General features: G+C 34.9%; 20 protein-coding genes. 14 read left to right on the top strand and 6 right to left on the bottom strand.

The window, feature by feature from the left end; all coding sequences use genetic code 11:
• Positions 1-5 precede the first annotated feature (5 nt).
• The 6 genes from gyrB to dnaA all read right to left on the bottom strand — a co-directional run bounded on the left by gyrB (position 6) and on the right by dnaA (position 6,267).
• Complete coding sequence (gyrB, locus tag GKG01_RS05465; protein ID WP_154271748.1) at positions 6-1,922, bottom strand: DNA topoisomerase (ATP-hydrolyzing) subunit B; 1,917 nt, start codon at positions 1,920-1,922, stop codon at positions 6-8.
• Positions 1,922-2,164 (bottom strand): DUF370 domain-containing protein, encoded by a 243-nt coding sequence (locus GKG01_RS05460; RefSeq protein WP_094206578.1) that lies wholly within the window; start codon positions 2,162-2,164, stop codon positions 1,922-1,924. Before GKG01_RS05460 ends, gyrB begins: the two co-directional genes overlap by 1 nt.
• A gap of 1 nt (position 2,165) precedes the next feature.
• Positions 2,166-3,233 (bottom strand): DNA replication and repair protein RecF, encoded by a 1,068-nt coding sequence (gene recF / locus GKG01_RS05455; RefSeq protein WP_154271747.1) that lies wholly within the window; start codon positions 3,231-3,233, stop codon positions 2,166-2,168.
• Positions 3,233-3,439 carry a S4 domain-containing protein YaaA gene (gene yaaA, locus GKG01_RS05450; protein WP_002835941.1) on the bottom strand — a complete coding sequence of 69 codons (207 nt, stop codon included), beginning with the start codon at positions 3,437-3,439 and terminating at the stop codon, positions 3,233-3,235. The genes recF and yaaA overlap by 1 nt, the downstream gene beginning before the upstream one ends.
• On the bottom strand, positions 3,432-4,535 hold the full coding sequence (dnaN, locus tag GKG01_RS05445) for a DNA polymerase III subunit beta (RefSeq protein ID WP_094206576.1): 1,104 nt from the start codon (positions 4,533-4,535) through the stop codon (positions 3,432-3,434). Before dnaN ends, yaaA begins: the two co-directional genes overlap by 8 nt.
• Positions 4,536-4,821: 286 nt before the next feature.
• A complete protein-coding gene (gene dnaA, locus GKG01_RS05440) occupies positions 4,822-6,267 on the bottom strand; it encodes a chromosomal replication initiator protein DnaA (RefSeq protein ID WP_154271746.1) in 1,446 nt (481 codons plus the stop codon).
• Between the two features lie 612 nt (positions 6,268-6,879).
• Here dnaA and rpmH point away from each other — a divergent pair.
• The 14 genes from rpmH to GKG01_RS05370 all read left to right on the top strand — a co-directional run bounded on the left by rpmH (position 6,880) and on the right by GKG01_RS05370 (position 19,605).
• Complete coding sequence (rpmH, locus tag GKG01_RS05435) at positions 6,880-7,014, top strand: 50S ribosomal protein L34 (protein ID WP_094204583.1); 135 nt, start codon at positions 6,880-6,882, stop codon at positions 7,012-7,014.
• Positions 7,015-7,043: 29 nt separating this feature from the next.
• Complete coding sequence (rnpA, locus tag GKG01_RS05430) at positions 7,044-7,385, top strand: ribonuclease P protein component (protein ID WP_002835949.1); 342 nt, start codon at positions 7,044-7,046, stop codon at positions 7,383-7,385.
• Positions 7,373-7,585 carry a membrane protein insertion efficiency factor YidD gene (yidD, locus tag GKG01_RS05425; RefSeq protein WP_094206476.1) on the top strand — a complete coding sequence of 71 codons (213 nt, stop codon included), beginning with the start codon at positions 7,373-7,375 and terminating at the stop codon, positions 7,583-7,585. The genes rnpA and yidD overlap by 13 nt, the downstream gene beginning before the upstream one ends.
• 15 nt (positions 7,586-7,600) lie before the next feature.
• A complete protein-coding gene (locus GKG01_RS05420; RefSeq protein ID WP_094224016.1) occupies positions 7,601-8,332 on the top strand; it encodes a YidC/Oxa1 family membrane protein insertase in 732 nt (243 codons plus the stop codon).
• Positions 8,329-9,279, top strand: a complete 951-nt coding sequence (gene jag, locus GKG01_RS05415) for an RNA-binding cell elongation regulator Jag/EloR (protein WP_154271745.1) — start codon at positions 8,329-8,331, stop codon at positions 9,277-9,279. Before GKG01_RS05420 ends, jag begins: the two co-directional genes overlap by 4 nt.
• Before the next feature lie 140 nt (positions 9,280-9,419).
• A complete protein-coding gene (gene mnmE, locus GKG01_RS05410) occupies positions 9,420-10,778 on the top strand; it encodes a tRNA uridine-5-carboxymethylaminomethyl(34) synthesis GTPase MnmE (protein WP_154271744.1) in 1,359 nt (452 codons plus the stop codon).
• A 1-nt stretch (position 10,779) separates the two neighbouring features.
• A complete protein-coding gene (gene mnmG / locus GKG01_RS05405; protein WP_154271743.1) occupies positions 10,780-12,663 on the top strand; it encodes a tRNA uridine-5-carboxymethylaminomethyl(34) synthesis enzyme MnmG in 1,884 nt (627 codons plus the stop codon).
• Complete coding sequence (gene rsmG / locus GKG01_RS05400) at positions 12,663-13,355, top strand: 16S rRNA (guanine(527)-N(7))-methyltransferase RsmG (protein WP_154271742.1); 693 nt, start codon at positions 12,663-12,665, stop codon at positions 13,353-13,355. Before mnmG ends, rsmG begins: the two co-directional genes overlap by 1 nt.
• A gap of 1,145 nt (positions 13,356-14,500) precedes the next feature.
• Complete coding sequence (locus GKG01_RS05395) at positions 14,501-15,733, top strand: competence/damage-inducible protein A (RefSeq protein WP_094206470.1); 1,233 nt, start codon at positions 14,501-14,503, stop codon at positions 15,731-15,733.
• A 52-nt stretch (positions 15,734-15,785) separates the two neighbouring features.
• Positions 15,786-16,532, top strand: a complete 747-nt coding sequence (locus GKG01_RS05390) for an AAA family ATPase (protein WP_154271784.1) — start codon at positions 15,786-15,788, stop codon at positions 16,530-16,532.
• Complete coding sequence (locus tag GKG01_RS05385; RefSeq protein ID WP_154271741.1) at positions 16,532-17,341, top strand: ParB/RepB/Spo0J family partition protein; 810 nt, start codon at positions 16,532-16,534, stop codon at positions 17,339-17,341. Before GKG01_RS05390 ends, GKG01_RS05385 begins: the two co-directional genes overlap by 1 nt.
• Entirely contained in the window at positions 17,338-17,973 is a 636-nt protein-coding gene (locus GKG01_RS05380; protein ID WP_154271740.1) for a cyclodeaminase/cyclohydrolase family protein, read from the top strand. Before GKG01_RS05385 ends, GKG01_RS05380 begins: the two co-directional genes overlap by 4 nt.
• The gene (locus GKG01_RS05375) at positions 17,973-19,130 is read left to right on the top strand and encodes an aminotransferase class V-fold PLP-dependent enzyme (protein ID WP_094206564.1); all 1,158 of its coding nucleotides are present in this window, start codon (positions 17,973-17,975) and stop codon (positions 19,128-19,130) included. Before GKG01_RS05380 ends, GKG01_RS05375 begins: the two co-directional genes overlap by 1 nt.
• Entirely contained in the window at positions 19,117-19,605 is a 489-nt protein-coding gene (locus GKG01_RS05370; protein WP_094204537.1) for a DUF4446 family protein, read from the top strand. Before GKG01_RS05375 ends, GKG01_RS05370 begins: the two co-directional genes overlap by 14 nt.

Genomic DNA, 19,605 nt, shown 5'->3' with positions numbered 1-19,605 from the left:
TTCTCCTAAGCGTCAATGTTTTGTGCATAAACAGCATTTTGTTCTATAAATTCTCTTCTTGGTTCAACATCGTCTCCCATCAAAACATCGAATGTGTTGTCAAGTTCGTTTTCATCTTCTCCGTCGATTTCAACTTTGATTAGGATTCTGTGTTCAGGATTCATTGTAGTATCCCACAATTGTTCTGCATTCATTTCACCAAGACCTTTGTATCTTTGAACTTTGATGTTACTTCTTTCGCCGTATTTTTCCAAAGCTTCTTCTAATTCTTTTTCTGTGTAGCAATATTCCATTACTTTAACACCTTTGATGATTCCGTAAAGTGGTGGTTGTGCGATGTAGACGTGACCTTTTTCCACCAATGGCTTCATAAATCTGTACAAGAATGTAAGTAGAAGTGTTCTGATGTGCGCTCCATCGACATCGGCATCGGTCATTATTACGATTTTACCGTAACGAAGTTTGCTGATGTCAAAGTTTTTTCCTATTCCAGTTCCAAATGCAGTAATCATAGCTTTGATTTCGTTTGAATTTAAAACTCTTTCAAGATGAGCTTTTTCTACATTCAAGATTTTACCTCTCAATGGCAAAATAGCTTGGAATTTGTTGTCCCTGCCACCTTTTGCAGAACCACCAGCAGAATCCCCTTCGACAAGGAAGATTTCGTTGTGTTCGATGTCTGAGCTTTGGCAGTCGGCAAGTTTTCCTGGAAGTGTAGTATTGTCAAGCACCGATTTCTTACGAACCAAATCCCTCGCACGTCTTGCGGCAAGTCTCGCTTTTTGGGATGCCAATGCTTTTTGTATGATTGTCTTGACAATTTTTGGGTTTTCTTCAAAATAGAAGCTCAAATGTTCGTACACAACGCTGTCTACGACAGTTCTCGCTTCGGAGTTACCCAATTTTCCTTTGGTTTGTCCTTCAAATTGTGGGTTGTTAAGTTTTACTGAAACAACAGCAGTGATACCTTCTCTGACATCATCTCCAGACAAATTATCGTCTTTTTCTTTTAATATATTTTTGTTTCTTGCATAATCGTTAAGTGCACGTGTAAGTGCTGATTTGAATCCTACAACGTGCGTTCCACCGTCAACTGTTTTAATGTTGTTAGTGAAGGAAACTATCGTTTCGTTGTAGCTTTCAGTGTATTGCATAGCTATTTCAACTTTTGTAGTGTCCTTTTCTCCTTCGATGTACATAACTTCGTGGTCCAAAGGCTTTTTGGATTTGTTGATGTATTCTACAAATGATTTTATCCCACCTTCGTAGTGGAACAATTCCTTGTAGCCTTCTCTTTCATCAGCAAATTCTATCTTCACGCCCTTATTCAAAAACGCCATTTCTCTGAATCTTTTTGCAAGTACATTCTTATCAAAATTCAAAGTTTCAAAAATCGTATTGTCCGGCATGAATTCAATCGATGTTCCAGTTCCTCTGACATTTTCTTTTATAACAGTAAGTTCTGTAACAGTTTTTCCTTTTTCAAATCTTTGTTCGTACATTTTGCCGTCTCTTTTGACTCTGGCAATAAGGTATGTACTTAAAGCATTTACACAACTTACACCAACACCGTGAAGACCACCTGAGTATTGGTAAGCGTCGTTTGAAAATTTACCACCCGCATGAAGCACTGTAAGTACAGTTTCAAGCGTTGATTTGCCTGTTTTTGGGTGTGTTTCAACTGGAATACCAGAACCATCATCTTCTACAATAACTGAATTGTCTTTTTTTATAGTAACCTTAATCAAATCACACACACCAGCCAACGCCTCATCAATTGAGTTGTCGACTACTTCGTACACCAAATGGTGTAGACCTTTTTCATCAGTAGAACCGATATACATCCCTGGTCTTACACGAACCGGTTCCAATCCTTCTAATACTGTAATCTGATCTGCAGTATATTCTCTATTTTTCTTCATTATATTCCTTTCATAAAGTTATTCATCAAATAATTCCCACTGATATTTGACTTGTAAACTCCTCTATTAGTTATGACTATAGACCTTATAGTAATGTCCTCATCTTCATTCACAAATTCTACGTTTTTCGTATAATCCAAATCATTTTTATCAAAATCTTTGAAGAATTTGTCCGAGACATTAACCACTGCTATAATCTCATTTTCATCAATTAATGTGTTGTTGCCAATATCCAAATACATATCATTCACCTATTTTTATCGTGTACAACCCTTCCGGAGCTCTTTCTGAAGTCGTCAGAAAAGCTTGAAAATCCTTGATATATCTGATGATGTAGTTGATTCTGTAATCGTCAAGTTCACTGAACACATCATCTAATAAAATAATTGGCAATCTATCATTATAAAATCTACTCAAATCCAATTGTGCAAGCTTCATCGATAAAATAGCAGTTCTCACCTGAGCTTGAGATGCAAAAAACTTAGCCGATTTGTCGTTGATTAAAATATCCAAATCATCACGATGGATACCTAAATTAGTTTGCTTATTTTCCAAATCCTTATCCAAAATATCTACCAAACTCTTGTAATAAGTATTCTTTTGATTAGTCATATCCTCTACATATTCTATCGAAAAATTATTTTCCATGTCCAGCTTATCATTCTCATCACTCAAATTTGAGCACACGTTTTTTGCGATAAGATGAAGCCTTTCAACATAGCTTTTTCTCTTGTGTATAATATATGAGCCCGTGTCTGCCAATTGAATATTCAAAGCCTTAAGCTGTTCATTAAAATACGAATTGTACCTGTGGTTTTTGATGAGTTTATTTCTCTCATCCAACACTTGATTGTACTGTTTCAAAACAGTCCTGTAATAGTTATCCACACCACTTATGGACTCATCCAAGAATTTTCTTCTCAAAGATTTCGATTCTTTTACTATCTTCAAATCATCTGGCGTAAACACAATACACTCAAAATACTCATTGTATTCTTTAATAGTATTCACAAAAGCTTCATTCACATTGAGTATCTTTTCGTTACTTTTAATAGTAATATCTATCTTATCCTCAAAACCATCATCGTAGACATCCATCACAATACGAGCCTCATCTTCACCGAACTTAATCAAGTGAGAATTGGTGTTGGTTTTGAAACTTTTTCCCTTCAAAGCTACATTAATAGCTTCCAAAATATTAGTCTTACCCGAGGCATTTCTGCCTACAATCAGATTCAGACCATCACAAAAATCCAATTCTATTTCACAGAAATTCCTGTAATTATATAATTTTAATTTTTGAACGATCATTATTCGACTACGTATTTTTCTCCTTCAAATTCCACTACATCCCCTGGATAAAGCTTCTTGCCGCGTCTTGTTTCAACCTCGTCATTTACCTTAACCATGGATTCTTTAATAAGTTCTTTCGCCATTCCACCAGTTTGTGCGATGGATGCGAATTTTAGAAACTGTTCCAATTTAATAAATTCAGACTCAATTTTAACACTAATCATTATTACCTCCTGCAAGTTTTACCGGAAGGACAAGATAAGTGTAATTGATATCGTTAAGTGGCTTAAACACCATCGGTCTTAGACTTCCACTCATATTCAAAGTAATATCGTCATCATCAATAACCTTCAAACCATCTAACAAATACTTAGCATTAAAAGCAATCTTCAAATCTTCTCCACCGATTTCGCACTTCACATACTCATCGACCTTACCAATATCAGTATTAGATGAAATATGCAATTCATTTCCAGAAAAATCAAGCTTAACCAAGTTTGCCTTGTCTTCTTTTGCCATCAAAGATGCTCTTTCCAACGCCATTTGCAAAGCTCTCTTTTCTATAGTAACGACAGTCGAAAAATCTTGTTTCATAACTTGATTGTAGTCGATATATTGACCATCGATTAATCTAGAATAAACATCAGTGTTTTCCAATTTGAAAATAATATTTCCAGTAATAATGTTAAGAGTTATTTCCCCTTCTTCCAAAATCTTGTAAACTTCATTCAAAGCTCTCGCTGGAACAATAGCCTTCATTTCAAACTCACTCACATTACTCATACAATCAAGTGAAACTCTGTAACCATCTAAGGCCACAAATTCAATCCTATCGTTCATAATATTGAACAAAACACCAGTCAAATCTGGTCTTGTTTGGTCCATACTTGTAGCAAATGATGTTTTTCTGATTGAATCTCTAAGTTCAGATTGTTCCAAAGTCAATTTAACATCCTTATCTATATAAGGAAGAGATGGAAATTCGTTTGAATCTTGACCTTGAATGTTGAATTCCGTAGACAAACATTTAATATTGATATTATTATCGTCCACTTCAATATAAATATCATCGTCAGGAAGCTTTCTAATGATATTACCTATCATTGATGAGTTAATTACAATTTGACCTTTTTCGTAGATTTCACAATTTGCTCTAGTATCCACAATAAGTTCCAAATCCGTAGCAACAAGTCTAAGACAATTTTCTTCTGCGATGAACAAAATTCCTTCTAATATCTGAATAGTCGTTCTAGATGACACCGCTTTTTGCGCAATATTGATATGTTTAAGTAATTCTTTTTGCGATATTTTTAATTTCATATTTTACCTTTCGTTTATACAAATAATAATAATAGTTAGTAATAGTAGTAGTAGGGCTGTTTGTATTGTGGATAACTCTAGTTTGTTTGTAATTTGTGGTGTTTTATATATTGATAACGATGTGTATATAATGGCACAATCTGTGCGATTATCAACATTATCAACTTTTTACAATTTTAGTTTATCACTTTAAAGTTATCAACAACTTATCCACATAGTTATTAATATTAAATTGTGGATAGAAAACTCTAAAATAAACTTATCCACAATCATAAAGTTTAATAAATTAAGAATTTTGAATGTAGTTGATTAGGTTATCAATTTCTTCATCAAATTCTGAACTTTTTTTGATATCATTCTCAATTTTCTTGATTCCATGCATTACTGTTGAGTGATCTTTGCCAAAACTTGAAGCAATACTAACCAAAGAAATATCCAACAATTTTCTGGACACATACATTGCTATTTGCCTTGGATATGCGATTTGTTTGGATCTCTTTTTTGAAAGCAAATCATCTTGACTTACATTGTACCTATCACACACACTCTCAATGATTAAATCTATAGTTACAGGTCTTAATTGAGTGTCTGCGATAAGTTGTTTTAGAACATTTTTTGCCAAATCTAATGTAATGTTGCCATCTCCTATCAGAGTTTTTTGACCTACGACATTCATTACTGCCCCTTCCAACTCACGTATATTGCTTTTGACATTCATAGCAATATAATCGATTATTTCTGGGGTAAGTGATGTATTATTTCTATCTAAATACTCGTTTATAATAGCCACACGTGTTTCGTAATCTGGTGGTTGAATGTCTGCCATTAATCCCCACTCAAAACGAGACACCAACCTCTCTTCCAATGTTTTTATCTCTTTTGGAGGTCTATCACTGGAAAGTATGATTTGCTTGTTGTGGTTGTACAATTCGTTGAATGTGTGGAAAAACTCCTCTTGTGTACCTTGTTTTCCCGCTATAAATTGAATATCGTCAATTAATAGTACGTCTATATTTCGGTATTTTTGTCTAAATTGTGAATTCTTTTTCGTAGATTTATCTCCTATTGAAGATATAAGTTCGTTTGTAAATGATTCACTAGTAGTGTAAATAACCCTAGCTTTTGGGTTATTTTTAAGTATTTCATGAGCAATGGCATGCATCAAGTGAGTCTTACCCAATCCTGCTTTTCCATGAATAAACAATGGATTGTATGCTGTGGCTGGGTTTTGTGCGACTGCAAGTGCTGCGGCTAATGCTAGTTCGTTGTTTTTTCCTTTTACAAATGTATCGAATTTGTATTTGCTGATTAAATTTTTGCCGTAAGGGCTCAAATCAGTTTTTTCTTCTGGTTGTTTTGTTTCAGGTTTTTTTTCTTCTACAGTGTATTTTTCGTCTTCTGATACTTCTTCACTTACTAGAATGGATCGTTGACCATCTATGTTTTGGTTTTGAATTATATTTTCGTCTTTGTAATTATCCATTTCATAACGGTCTATGATGACTACTTTTCTCTTGACATTACTGATGAAATCCAAGTATTTTTGGATATCGTCGTAGTATTTGTTATAGATTGTTTTTTTGGTAAATCTATTTGGAGAAAGCAAAATAAATTCAGTATTTGTTAAATAAAGAGGTTTTAATGGAGCAATCCATGTGTTGAAGTTCAAATCAGACATTTCCTGTTTAAATGTGTTAGATATTTTTAACCAGAGTTCATCTTTGTCGGTCATTTTTCACCTCGTTTTTTTACTTATCAACATATTTATCCACAAAATGATAAGTTATCCACATTGAACAAATAGCTATTTTCCAATTTAAACAAAAAAAATATATAATTTATTCACATTCGCACAACTTATCCACATCAATTTATAGAAAAATAATTGTGGATATTAAATTAGAATATACAGCAAATTCGTGAAGTTTTAAAACAAGAATTCACATATTATCCATAACTTATCCACAATTTGTTAATAAATGCGTACTTTTCATACTTTTTGATACTTTAATTATAGCAAATCATATCTTTTATTACAAATTTATTGAAAATTTTGATAAATGGTTTTGTGTTTGCGATAACTTATCCCCAAAAGGAGTTTAATATTTTAAATTTAGAATGAATTGTGGATAAAAGTTATCCACAATTTTTACTGTTTTGTGGAAATTTTGAAAAATTTTTCTCTGGTTTTTGATTTTTTATTTTCGAAAAATATTTTATAAATTTTCTCAATTAATTGGTATTTGTCAACAAAAAAGCTTGACAATTGTTATTGTCATAAGTATAATTGGAGTAGTGTTTTTATAGGCAAAAGTCCTTTATTTTATACTAGGAGGTGCGATTGATGAAAAGAACTTATCAACCAAATAACAGAAAAAGAAAAAAAGACCACGGATTTAGAAGTAGAATGGCTACTAGAGGTGGAAGAGCTGTTTTAAAGGCTAGAAGAAGAAAAGGTAGAAAAGTATTATCAGCTTAGGTCACATTCATTGTGGCCTTTAATTTATTATGGATAAAAGTGTAAGGTTAAGAGATAACAGGGAATACAATGTTGTCTACAAGAGGGGAAAGACTTATTATAATAGAAACTTCTCTTTGGTAGTGTACAATTCAAAAAAAGGAACTCGAATCGGATTCTCTGTTACTAAAAAGTACGGCAATGCCGTTGAAAGAAACAGAATCAAGAGGAAACTGAGAGAAATTGTAAGGCTTAATTTCTCTGAGTTTGACAAGGGCTTGGATATGGTTATTATCCCGAAGAAAAACACTGAAGACTTAACTTACAAACAGCTAGAATCTGCATTATTGCACGTTTGTAGAAAGGCATCGAATAAAAAATGTCGAAAGTGATGATATTTTTAATCAAATTTTACCAAAAAGCTATATCGCCGTATTTGGGGCATGGAAAGTGTAAATACTATCCAACTTGTTCACAATATGCGTTGGAGGCTTTCAGAAAAAAGCCGTTTTTCAAGGCGTTAGGGCTTACTATTTGGCGAATTTTAAGATGTAATCCATTTTCAAAAGGCGGATATGACCCACTAAAATAAAAAGGAGTTGTAGAATTGCAAATAATTGCAAATGTATTTGGAACTATTCTTAGGTTCATATATGAAAACATCTCACATGTGATGGCTGAACCTAAAAGCATATCGTATTTTGCGATATCAATTCTTTTATTAACACTTATTTATAAGCTTATAACTCTTCCGGTAACTATTCATACGCAAAAAACTCAAGAACAAAATGCTTTGATGCAACCGGAAATGAAGGAAATTCAAAGAAAATACAAGAACGACCCACAAACTCAACAATTAAAGATGCAAGAATTATACAAGAAGTATAATTTCAATCCTTTAAGTGGTTGTTTGCCAATTATCTTACAAATGGTTTTGGTTTTGGCATTATTTAGAGTAATGAGAGAACCAGGAAAGTACATGTTTGATAATGTGTCTAAGATTAATGAGATCGCTCGTAATTTCTTCTGGATACCTGATTTGACTAAACCAGATCCAGTATTGTTTGGATTGCCTTTAATAAATGCTTTCACTCAATTTTTAGTAGCAAAGATCAGTATGCCTACTAATAACAAGGATAAGAAGTCAAATGAACCTGATCAAATGGAAATGATGAACAAATCAATGATTTATTTCATGCCGATATTTATGTTCTTTATTTCAAGCAAATACGCTTCAGGTTTGATTCTTTATTGGGGATTTTCAAACGTTATAGAAGTTTTAATAAGGTTAATAATTAAAAATAAAGACAAAAAAGATGTTGCGGAGGAAGTTAGATGAGAAGCACAGTAATTAGTGCGAAGACTGTTGAAGAATGTGTCAATAAAGCTTTGGATAAGCTTCAAGCTAATAGAAACGAAGTTAACATCGAAGTTATAAATGAAGCTAAACAAGGTTTTTTGGGCTTGTTTGGAGCAAAGGACGCTGTCGTTAGAGTGTCATTAAAAGACGATGTTAAAGAAAAGGGAACAGGCGATTTTGTGAAGAATATCCTAAACTCTGACTCTAACTCAGTTGAAACAGAACAAAAAGAAGATACTAAAGTTATAGAAGATAAAAAAATTGTAGAAGAAGTTGAAGAAACTAAATCTACAGAAGATGATAAGGAAGAAATCGTAGAAAAATCAGCAAAACCAGTAGAACCAGTAGAACCAACAAAACCAGCAAAACCAGTAGAAGCTGAAGAAGTTAAAGAAACTGAAGAAGCTGTAAAATCTGAAGAAACTGAAGAAGAACAAGAAGCTGAATCTGATGTTACTATTGATAGAAACGACGAACTTTTCATCACAAGCAAGAATTTCTTGAAACAAATGATTGAAGATATGGGAATTGATTGCGATATCGAATCTAGAACTGAAGGAAATATGATTAAGTTCAATATTATGTGTTCAGAAGAATCTGATATCGGAATTATCATAGGAAAAAGAGGGGAAACATTGGATTCTCTTCAATATATCGTAAACTTGGTTACTAATAGAAACAGTGATACTTATATAAGAGTTATTTTGGATTGTAACCAATACAGATCAAAAAGAGAAAGATCTCTTCAAAAATTAGCTAGAAGATTAGCTGACAAGGCTGTTCAAACAGGAAGAGATATCAAGCTTGAACCTATGAATCCATACGAAAGAAGAATCATACACACTTATCTTCAAAACGACGAAAAAGTGAATACATTCTCTCAAGGCAATGAGCCTAATAGAAGAGTTATTATTAAAAGAAAATAAATTACAAGACTACATATCTTAGGTATGTGGTCTTTTTTTGTGGGATGTTTAATTTGTTGAAATTAGGCTCTTATTTATTTGTAATCTTTTTGTATGATATAATATAATATTGCTATAAAGAATGAAAGGATAGACTAAATATGGACGATTGTATTGCAGCTATTAGCTCTGCTACTGGTGAAGCTGGAATTGGCATTGTTCGAATGACTGGAGAGGGTTGTGTGGATGTGCTTGATTCTGTGTTCAAAAGAGCAAATGATAATGCTGATTTTATAAATAGAAAAATGACTTATGGCCACATTGTTGACGATAATGAGATCGTCGATGAGGTCTTGGTTTGTTATATGAAGGCTCCTCACACATACACGCGTGAGGATGTCGTGGAGATTTACACTCACGGTGGGGTTGTCGCTGTGAGAAAGGTGTTGGAAGTTCTATTAAACAACGGTGCAAGGCTTGCTGAGGCAGGTGAGTTCACTAAGAGGGCTTTCTTGAACGGTAGGATTGATTTGTCTCAAGCTGAGGCTATTATTGATATGATTAAGGCGAAGACTGACAAGGCGTACTCTGTGAGTATGAAACAGTTGGAGGGTAGCGTTAACAGAAATATCAAACAGTTGAGAGACAAGCTGTTGGATATGCTATCTCATGTGGAGTATTCTATTAATTTTACTGAAGATATGCAGGACGAATTGGACAACACTCCTGTTTTGAACGAGGGAAAAGAAGTTTTGGATAAACTCAAAAAGCTTTCTGAGAGTGCAAACAGAGGTAGGATTATCAGAGATGGTATCAATACTACGATAATTGGTAAGCCAAATGTAGGCAAATCTTCTTTGTTGAATGCTTTGTTGAAGGAAAACAGGGCTATTGTTACGGATATTCCAGGAACTACTCGTGATGTCATCGAGGAATACATCGATTTGGACGGGATAAGTCTGAAGATTAACGATACTGCTGGTATTAGAGATACTGAGGATATCGTGGAGAAAATCGGTGTTGAAAAATCTGTGTCTTTTATTTCTGATTCGGATTTGATTATTGCGATTTTTGATTATTCGAGAGAGTTTGACGATGAAGATAGGAAGATTTTGGATCTTATTAGAGATAAAAAGTCGATTGTTTTGTTGAACAAGATTGATTTGGATGGGGGATTTGATTTCGATGAAAACTTGGAAGGAATCGAGGTTATTCGTACATCTATCAAGCAAAACGAGGGTATCGAGGATTTAGAAAACAAGATTATAGAGATGTTTAACGACGGATATATTGAAGCAAATAACGACAATATTATTACTAACATTAGACATAGAGATATTATTAACAAAGCTATTAAATCTTTGGAGAGCTCTCTACACGATATGGAAGCTGGCGTTCCTATTGATTGTTTCGAGGTTGATTTGAGAAATGCTTGGGAAATTCTAGGCGAAATCACTGGAGAAACTGTGGATGACGATGTATTGAATAAGATTTTTAGCGATTTTTGTATAGGTAAATAAAATGGATAGATTATATTATGAAAATCCCTACGATGTTGTGGTTGTAGGCGCAGGTCACGCTGGTTGCGAGGCTGCGTTGGCTACGGCGAGGTTGGGATTAAAAACAGCGATTATGAGTATAAGTTTGGATTCTGTGGCTGATTTGCCATGTAATCCGAACATTGGTGGCACTGGAAAGGGTCACTTGGTGAAGGAAGTCGACGCATTAGGAGGCGAGATGGGTCTTATCATCGACAAGACTTACATTCAATCGAGAATGTTGAATACTTCCAAAGGTCCTGCAGTTCACTCATTGAGGGTTCAAGCAGACAAGAGAAAATACCACGATGAGATGAAAAGCGTGTTGGAAAACACAGAAAACTTGGATTTGATTGAAGCTGAAGTCGTGGATATTGGGGTTGAAGACAACAAAATAAAGTCGATTACAACTGCACAAGGGGCGATTTTCCCTACAAGGGCTGTGATTCTTGCGACTGGGACATACCTCAAAGGGCTTGTGATGATGGGTGAATACACTTATGAATCTGGTCCTCACGGTATGAAATCATCCAAGAAATTGTCAGATTCTTTGAAAAATTTGGGAATTGAACTTAGAAGATTCAAGACTGGTACTCCTGCGAGAGTTCACAAGGACAGTTTGAACTACGAAGTGATGACTGTACAACCTGGTGATGACGATGTTATTCCTTTTTCATTTTTGAATGACGGCAAGGATATTTCAAAGAAGCAAGAAAACTGCTATTTGACCTACACTACACTTAAAACAAAGCAAATTATTGAGGATAATTTGGAGAGATCTCCGATGTATGCTGGAATTGTAAAGGGTGTGGGTCCACGTTATTGTCCTTCGATTGAAGACAAAATCGTGAGATTTCCAGACCGTGATGAGCATCAAGTATTTGTGGAACCTGAAGGTTTGAGCACGAAGGAAATGTACATTCAAGGCGTGTCATCGACTCTTCCAGAAGAGGTGCAAAAAGAAATGTACAAGACAATCATTGGTTTCGAAAACGTGAGATTTATGAGAAGTGCGTACGGAATCGAATATGATTGCATCGATCCTACTATATTAAAGAGGACTTTGGAACATTTGGAAATCAATAATTTGTTCTTTGCGGGACAAATCAACGGATCCAGTGGATACGAAGAAGCTGCCGGTCAAGGAATTATCGCAGGTATCAATGCTGCTATGAATTTGCTTGGCAAAGAGCCATTTGTACTGGACAGATCCGACGCGTACATTGGCGTATTGATAGACGATTTGGTAACCAAAGGAACTAACGAGCCGTACAGGATGATGACAAGCAGATGCGAGTATCGATTGACTTTGAGACAAGACAACGCTGATTTGCGATTGACTGAAAGAGCGCACGCGATTGGACTTGCAACGGACGAAAGATATGAGAAAATGCTTCACAAGAAGAAGACGATTGATGATGAAATCGAGAGATTGAAGTCAATCATGGTGACTCCAACAGAAGAAACTAACGAAAAACTGAGAAAACTTGGTTCATCAGAACTAAAAACTGGAATCACTTTGTTGGATTTAATCAAAAGACCAGAATTAACTTACGATAAAACAGAAGAATTTGACGCTGAAAGACCAGAATTACCGAGATATTTGAGATTACAAGTGGAAACTCACATCAAATACGAGGGCTACATTGCAAAACAAATGAGCCAAATCAAGCAATTTAAAAAGCTTGAAAACAGAAAATTGGATATGATTGAGGATTACAAGGAAGTTATGGGGCTTTCCAACGAAGCTGTGCAAAAACTCAACGACATCAAACCAGAATCGTTGGGACAAGCGAGCAGAATTAGCGGTGTGAGTCCATCTGACATCAATGTTTTATTGATATATATGGAAACGAGGAAGAAATAATGTCACTGAAAGAAACATTGAACGATTACGATATACAATTGGATGACAATCAGATTGATTTGCTGTTGAAATACATGGATTTGGTTTTGGAAAAGAACAAGGTAATGAATTTGACTGCGATCACTGATGAAGAAATGTTTCACGTGAAACATTTTGTGGATTCCTTGTATGTATTGAATTTGTTCGATTTTGAAGAAAACAAAACGATAATTGACGTGGGAACTGGTGCAGGATTTCCTGCAATTCCAATAAAAATAGCGAGAAATGATTTTAAGTTCACACTGCTCGACAGTTTAAGAAAAAGAGTTGACTTCTTAAAGGATGTTATAGATGAACTACAACTTACAGACATCAAAGCAGTCCACGAAAGAGCAGAGGAATGCACGAGAACTGCTGAATACAGAGAACGATACGATTATTGTATATCACGTGCAGTGTCAAAACTTGACACGTTAGCTGAGTTCTGTTTACCATTTGTAAAAGTCGGAGGATACATGATAGCCATGAAGGGCAAATCCGACGAAACAGACGTAGGAGAGAACGCAATCAAAATCCTCGGTGGTAAAATAGAACAAGCTATTGATTACAAAATAGATGACGAGGATAGAAGCTTGGTTGTCATCAAGAAAATCAAAGAAACGCCGAAGAAATACCCACGAGGTGGCGGCAAACCTAAGAAAAACCCGCTATAAATAACGGATTTTGAAAAAAATGCTTCACAATAATAAGCAGAAAACCGAATTTAATATAAAGACAGGGACAAGTTTACTGTAATTGCTAAAAGTAGAAGAACATTTTGCACGAATATCTGACTCCATAAATTGGTGATTTGTTAATCTCGAACCACTAAAATCCAAAACTCGAGCTAAAGCTCTCAAACAGTTGGATTTTTGACGTGGTTCTTCGATGTAAAATCACAACAATTTATTACGTATGATATTCTTAGCGAAAGTGTATTCTACTTTTTTGTTTCGCTAGATTTATGAAGAAAAAGGAAAAAGTAGTCGTATTTATGGAAATTTGATTGCTACTAGAGAGGAAAGAATATTTCACAATAATAAGCAGAAAACCGGATTGGCTCAAATATCTAGCTTACGAAAACAAACAAATTCTAAGCTTGTGAATCTAAAATTGCAAACTCGCTAACGCTCAGACAGTGCAATTTCTTAACGATTCACTTCGCTTGAATTTGAGGTTGTTTTCTCCAGATGATATTTTCCGTCAATCGCGGTAATCTGCTTTTTGTTTGCGGGGATTTATGAGGAAAAGAAAAAAATATTTCTCGTGGGATTTTGATTGCTACTAGAGAGAAAAGAATACTTCACAATAATAATCAGAAAACCGGATTGGCTCAAATATCTAGCTTACGAAAACAAACAAATTCTAAGCTTGTGAATCTGAAATTGCAAACTCGCTAACGCTCAGACAGTGCAATTTCTTAACGATTCACTTCGCTTGAATTTGAGGTTGTTTTCTCCAGATGATATTTTCCGTCAATCGCGGTAATCTGCTTTTTTGTTTGCCAAGATTTATGAGGAAAAGAAAAAAATATTTCTCGTGGGATTTGGATTGCTACGGGAGAGGCAAGAATGCATTCTACTTTTTTGTTTCGATAGATTTAAGAGGAAAAGAGAAAAGATATTTCTCGTAAGATTTTTAATGCTACGAGAGAGAAGAATGTTTTTCTATTTTTGAATTAAAATGTTTCACGTGAAACATTACAAACAAATTTTTATTAGTGATATAATTTAATTGTAAATCGAATAAAAAAAACGACGCTCTGAGAGGCGTTTTAACAGACGAAAATAAAATATAGGTAATAAACTATGGAGGAGATATGAAAGTTCAAATAATAGCCGTTGGGACGGAATTATTGCTTGGTGACACTTTGGATACGAATTCTAACTACCTTTCTATCAAAATGAAGGAGTTGGGGTTTGATGTGTACAAGAGGGTTGTGGTTGGAGATAATTACGACAGGCTTTACAAGGAAATTAAAGATGGTTTACAACAAAATGATTTGATTATAACGACTGGTGGTTTGGGGCCGACTGAAGATGACATTACAAAAAAATGCTGCTGTGATTGTCTTGGCAAGGAAATGGTGCTTAATGAAAAAAGCTATGCTAAATTGAGGAATTATTTTAACGAAGACGAAAAGGCGATACAAGGCAATATCAAACAATGTATGTTTCCAGAAGATGCGATTGTTTTTGAAAACTTCAATGGAACAGCAGATTGTGCAATGATTGAACATAATGGAAAGAGAATATTATTTCTTCCAGGTCCACCAGCTGAGATGAAACCTATTTATGAACAACAAGTGCAAAAAGTTCTGGAGCAATTTGCAACAGACTGTATTATTTCTGAAACTTTGAATATATCCATACTTGGAGAATGGGACATGAACGAGAGGGTCAAGGATATCATTGAATCTTCAAATAATCCTACGGTCGCTCCGTATTTTAAGAAAGACAAGAGAATACTTCGAATAACTGCAAAAGCATGTGACAGACAAACTGCTCTTAAGATGATTGATGCAAAGAAAAAAGAGCTTAGAGAAAGACTGGGCATGTATGTTTTTGGAGAAAATGATGAAACAATTGAAGAATCAGTCTATAAGGTGTTGAAAGAATACGATTTGTCGATTATGACATCAGAATCCATTACAGGTGGTATGATTGCATCAAAGCTTGTGAATGTGTCTGGAGTTAGCGATTATTTGAAAAGGTCATTGGTGGTGTATTCTAATGAGGCTAAGATAGATCTGCTTGGCGTTAAGGCTGAAACTATAGACACATACGGTGTTGTTAGTGAAAATGTCGCGTTTGAGATGGTTGAGAGAATGTTTGAAAAATTTGGAGTTGACTGTGCGATTTCTACGACAGGTTACGCTTCAGGAGAAAACGCTGGGCTTGTTTATGTTGGTTTGGGATACAAAAATGTGATAAAAACACTAAAATTACAGCTTCATGGAGAACGAAATAAAATCAGAAATAGAGTTTCAAATCGTGCTTTGGCAGAGCTGAGGTTAATGATTTTAGAAAATGTTTCACGTGAAACATTTTAAAATAAAATACAACTTTATTTGTGCTATAATAAATATGAAAGGAGCTGTAAATTTGAAAACAATATGTGTATTTAATCAAAAAGGTGGAGTGGGAAAAACTACTACCGTCGTTAATTTGTCAGCAGCTCTTGGTTTGAAAGGAAAAAAAGTACTCGTAGTGGATTTGGATCCGCAAGGTAACACGACTTCAGGCTTTGGAATTAATAAGTTTGAGCTTCAAAAAAGCATTTACGATTTGATGGTTCATGACGATTTTGATGAGGATTTTATTATCATAACTGAAGAAAAAAACGTGGATATAATCCCAGCAACATCTGATTTGTCAGGGGTTGAGGTGGAACTTATAAACACTGATGATAAAGAAAAAGTGTTATCTAATATACTTTCTAATGTAAGTGGATATGATTTTTGTTTTATAGATTGCCCTCCTTCATTGGGGACGTTGTCTATAAACGCATTGGTGGCGGCAGATTCTGTCCTTATACCTATCCAATGTGAGTTTTATGCGCTTGAAGGCGTAAGTCAACTTATGAATACTATTAATTTGGTGAGAAGTTCACTTAATGAAAACTTAGAAATAGAAGGTATTGTTATGAGTATGTTTGATGGTAGAAATAATCTTAGTTTGGAAGTGGTGGAAGAAGTCAAGAAATACTTCAAGGACAAGGTGTTTACGACTATGATACCGCGTAATATAAGGTTAGCAGAAGCTCCAAGCTATGGAATGAGTGCGTTATCTTACGACAAAAATTCCAAAGGATCTATTGCTTATACGAGACTAGCGGAGGAATTTTTATAATGGTTAGGAAAAAGGGATTAGGAAGAGGCTTAGACGCTTTAATACCACAAAATATTATAGAAACGACAAGTTCTGACTCGATTGTTAATATCGAATTATCAAAAATAATTAGAAGAGAAGATCAACCAAGAACACATTTTGAAAAAGATAAAATACGTGAGTTAGCAAATTCTATCAAAGAGTACGGAGTAATATCTCCGATTATCGTTCGAAAAAAAGACGAAAAATACGAGATTATCGCCGGAGAAAGAAGGTTTTTAGCAAGCTTAGAGGCTGGTTTGTCTGAGATTCCTGCTATTGTTAAGGAAATGGAAGATAGCGAAGTGGCAGAGGTGTCGCTTATCGAAAACATTCAACGTGAGGATTTGAATGCTGTTGAAGAGGCTGTGGCTTACAAAAACTTGATGGAAAACTACAATTTAACTCAAAAAGAATTGGCAGACAAATTGTCCAAATCAAGATCATATATAGCAAATACTTTGAGACTACTTAACTTGGATGAGTTGTCCTTGGGACATTTGAAAAAAGGCGACATTACATCATCACAAGCTAGAAGTTTACTTGCAATTGACGATATGAAAAAGAGAAAAGCGTTATTGGACAAGCTATTATCCAAGAAGACAAATGTCAGAGAAATAGAAAAAGTGTCCAAGGAAACAGACCCGTTTTTGTTGGATTTGCAAAACAGGTTTTTGGAGAAATTCTCTACAAAGGTTAGAATTAAGCCAAGAAGAAAAGGCGGAAGTATAGAGATAGAATATCTATCTAATGAAGATTTAGAAAGGATTATGGAGATATTAGAGCTATGATGTTTATGGATCAAACTTTAGAAGAATTTATTAAAAATGTAAACTCAAAGGAACTTCCAGGTGGAGGTTCTATCAGTGCATTGACTGCACTTTTGGGAGTAGGTATTGGAAACATGAGTTTCTATCTAACTGAAGACAAGAAATCTTTCAAAGCATTAGACGATAAAACTCAACAAGAAATCAGAAGTCATGTTGACAGACTTACTGAAATTATTGAAGAATTAAAGGAAAAAATGGTTGAAGATACTAAAAGCTTTGACTCTGTTCTTCAAGCATACAAACTACCTAAGGAAACAGACGAAGAAAAAGCTTACAGAAAGAAAATGATAGCCGATGGATACATCATCGCTACAGAATCTCCAATGTCTTCTGCTAGAATTATGATGGAAGCAATGGAACTTGTAAAACAAATTGCAAAATATATCGATAAATATGCAATAACAGACCTTTTAGCAAGTGCATATTTATTACATTCTAGCATGAAATCAGTAATGTTGAACGCTAAAATCAACATGAAACAACTTGGAGATAGTAAGAAAGTAGCTGATGAAATCACAGCATTAGAAGACAAATCAGAAGTTTTATTGAGAGAAATTGAAGAAGTTTCATACAAAAAAATAGGTGAAGTATAATGACTTATTTCGATAATGCTGCGACGAGTTTTCCAAAACCTGAGATAGTTTATGAAAAACTCGATGAAGCAATGAGAGAATTTGCCGCAAATCCTGGAAGAAGTGGACATAAATTGTCACTTAAAATGGATAGGGCGATTTTTAATTCTAGAATGAACATCACAGAATTTGTCGGCGGAACGAATCCTCTTAATTTGATTTTCACATTGAACTGTACAGATAGCTTGAACATGGCAATCAAAGGGCTTGTTAAAAAAGGCGACCACGTTATCACGACATCTTTGGAACACAACTCAGTTCTTAGACCGCTTCACAAAATGCAAGAAGATGGATTTATCGATTTGACGGTTGTTTATGCGGACGAACGTGGGATTTTGGATGTCAAAAAGATTGAAGAAGCAATCACTGACAAGACCAGAGTTTGCGTGACAACTGCTATGAGTAACTTGACAGGAACCATCGTTGATTTCTGCAAGATCGGCGAAATCATGCACGCTCACGACATTTTGTACATTGTGGATGCTGCACAAGCTATGGGATATTTGGATTTTGATATGAAAAATATGCCGATAGATGTGTTGTGTTTTCCTGGACACAAATCACTGTTTGGACCGATGGGAACAGGCGCTATGTATATAAAAGAAGGAATTGATGTCAAAAGCTTAAAACAAGGCGGAACTGGCTCGCATTCACAAGATTTGGAACAACCTGACGAATATCCTGACAGATTAGAAGCTGGAACTATCAACGGCCCTGCAATTTATGCGCTTTCTGCAGGAGTTGATTTCATCAAACAAGAAGGTTTGAAAAACATTAGAGATCATGAAAATAGTCTTAAAGACAGATTTATAAATGGTTTGAAAGACGAAAAAGGTATCACATTATACGGAAGTTTGGATGAACACCAAGGACCAGTAGTGCCTGTGAATGTCGAAGGAATAGGCTCTAGCCAATTGGCTTACATCCTAGATGACAAATACGATATCGCAACGAGAGCTGGAATTCACTGTGCGCCACTTGCACACAAGACGATTCATACACAAGACATCGGTGCTGTGAGGTTCTCATTTGGCCATTTCAACACTGAAGAAGAAGTGGACAAGGCGATTGAAGCGTTGAAAGAAATCAACCGAGGAGACAAAGATGGGGCTATCTAGTGCTATGAACACAATATTGATAATTCTTATGGTGTTTGTGGTATTAGTTTCCGTGATAAATTTCCGTAAAATCAACATCGTCAACAAAAAAGTCAACAGGGTCAAAAGAAGATACGATGCGCTTTTCAGAGCACAAGATGGTGACATTGAAGATATTTTGAATCAAAATTCTACAGATATCGTGGCAAATCAAAAAAGAATCGAAGAATTGTCCAAAACATTGGAATCTGTGGAAACTTTACAAGCAATATCACTTCAAAAAATCGGTCTTGTTAACTATGATGCGTTTGAGTATTTGACTAACAAACTTTCATATTCACTATGTTTGTTGGATGCCAATGACAACGGGCTTATAATCACATCGATTTTTGGAAGAGAACAATCTACAAGCTACATCAAAATCATAACAAACGCTAAATGTAGCGAAAAACTAAGCGAAGAAGAGAATGAAGCTTTGAAGAAAGCTTTAAAATAG

It is taken from the genome of Finegoldia sp. BIOML-A4 (genome assembly GCF_009679635.1).
Classification (GTDB): Bacteria; Bacillota; Clostridia; order Tissierellales; family Peptoniphilaceae; genus Finegoldia; species Finegoldia magna.
This window is presented reverse-complemented; position numbering and strand designations above follow the sequence as displayed.

Excerpts from the sequence above, each read along its gene's own strand:
- gyrB (WP_154271748.1), bottom strand. The coding sequence starts at position 1,922 with ATGAAGAAAAATAGAGAATATACTGCAGATCAGATTACAGTATTAGAA.
- GKG01_RS05460 (WP_094206578.1), bottom strand. The coding sequence starts at position 2,164 with ATGTATTTGGATATTGGCAACAACACATTAATTGATGAAAATGAGATT.
- recF (WP_154271747.1), bottom strand. The coding sequence starts at position 3,233 with ATGATCGTTCAAAAATTAAAATTATATAATTACAGGAATTTCTGTGAA.
- yaaA (WP_002835941.1), bottom strand. The coding sequence starts at position 3,439 with ATGATTAGTGTTAAAATTGAGTCTGAATTTATTAAATTGGAACAGTTT.
- dnaN (WP_094206576.1), bottom strand. The coding sequence starts at position 4,535 with ATGAAATTAAAAATATCGCAAAAAGAATTACTTAAACATATCAATATT.
- dnaA (WP_154271746.1), bottom strand. The coding sequence starts at position 6,267 with ATGACCGACAAAGATGAACTCTGGTTAAAAATATCTAACACATTTAAA.
- rpmH (WP_094204583.1), top strand. The coding sequence starts at position 6,880 with ATGAAAAGAACTTATCAACCAAATAACAGAAAAAGAAAAAAAGACCAC.
- rnpA (WP_002835949.1), top strand. The coding sequence starts at position 7,044 with ATGGATAAAAGTGTAAGGTTAAGAGATAACAGGGAATACAATGTTGTC.
- yidD (WP_094206476.1), top strand. The coding sequence starts at position 7,373 with ATGTCGAAAGTGATGATATTTTTAATCAAATTTTACCAAAAAGCTATA.
- jag (WP_154271745.1), top strand. The coding sequence starts at position 8,329 with ATGAGAAGCACAGTAATTAGTGCGAAGACTGTTGAAGAATGTGTCAAT.
- mnmE (WP_154271744.1), top strand. The coding sequence starts at position 9,420 with ATGGACGATTGTATTGCAGCTATTAGCTCTGCTACTGGTGAAGCTGGA.
- mnmG (WP_154271743.1), top strand. The coding sequence starts at position 10,780 with ATGGATAGATTATATTATGAAAATCCCTACGATGTTGTGGTTGTAGGC.
- rsmG (WP_154271742.1), top strand. The coding sequence starts at position 12,663 with ATGTCACTGAAAGAAACATTGAACGATTACGATATACAATTGGATGAC.
- GKG01_RS05395 (WP_094206470.1), top strand. The coding sequence starts at position 14,501 with ATGAAAGTTCAAATAATAGCCGTTGGGACGGAATTATTGCTTGGTGAC.
- GKG01_RS05385 (WP_154271741.1), top strand. The coding sequence starts at position 16,532 with ATGGTTAGGAAAAAGGGATTAGGAAGAGGCTTAGACGCTTTAATACCA.
- GKG01_RS05380 (WP_154271740.1), top strand. The coding sequence starts at position 17,338 with ATGATGTTTATGGATCAAACTTTAGAAGAATTTATTAAAAATGTAAAC.
- GKG01_RS05375 (WP_094206564.1), top strand. The coding sequence starts at position 17,973 with ATGACTTATTTCGATAATGCTGCGACGAGTTTTCCAAAACCTGAGATA.
- GKG01_RS05370 (WP_094204537.1), top strand. The coding sequence starts at position 19,117 with ATGGGGCTATCTAGTGCTATGAACACAATATTGATAATTCTTATGGTG.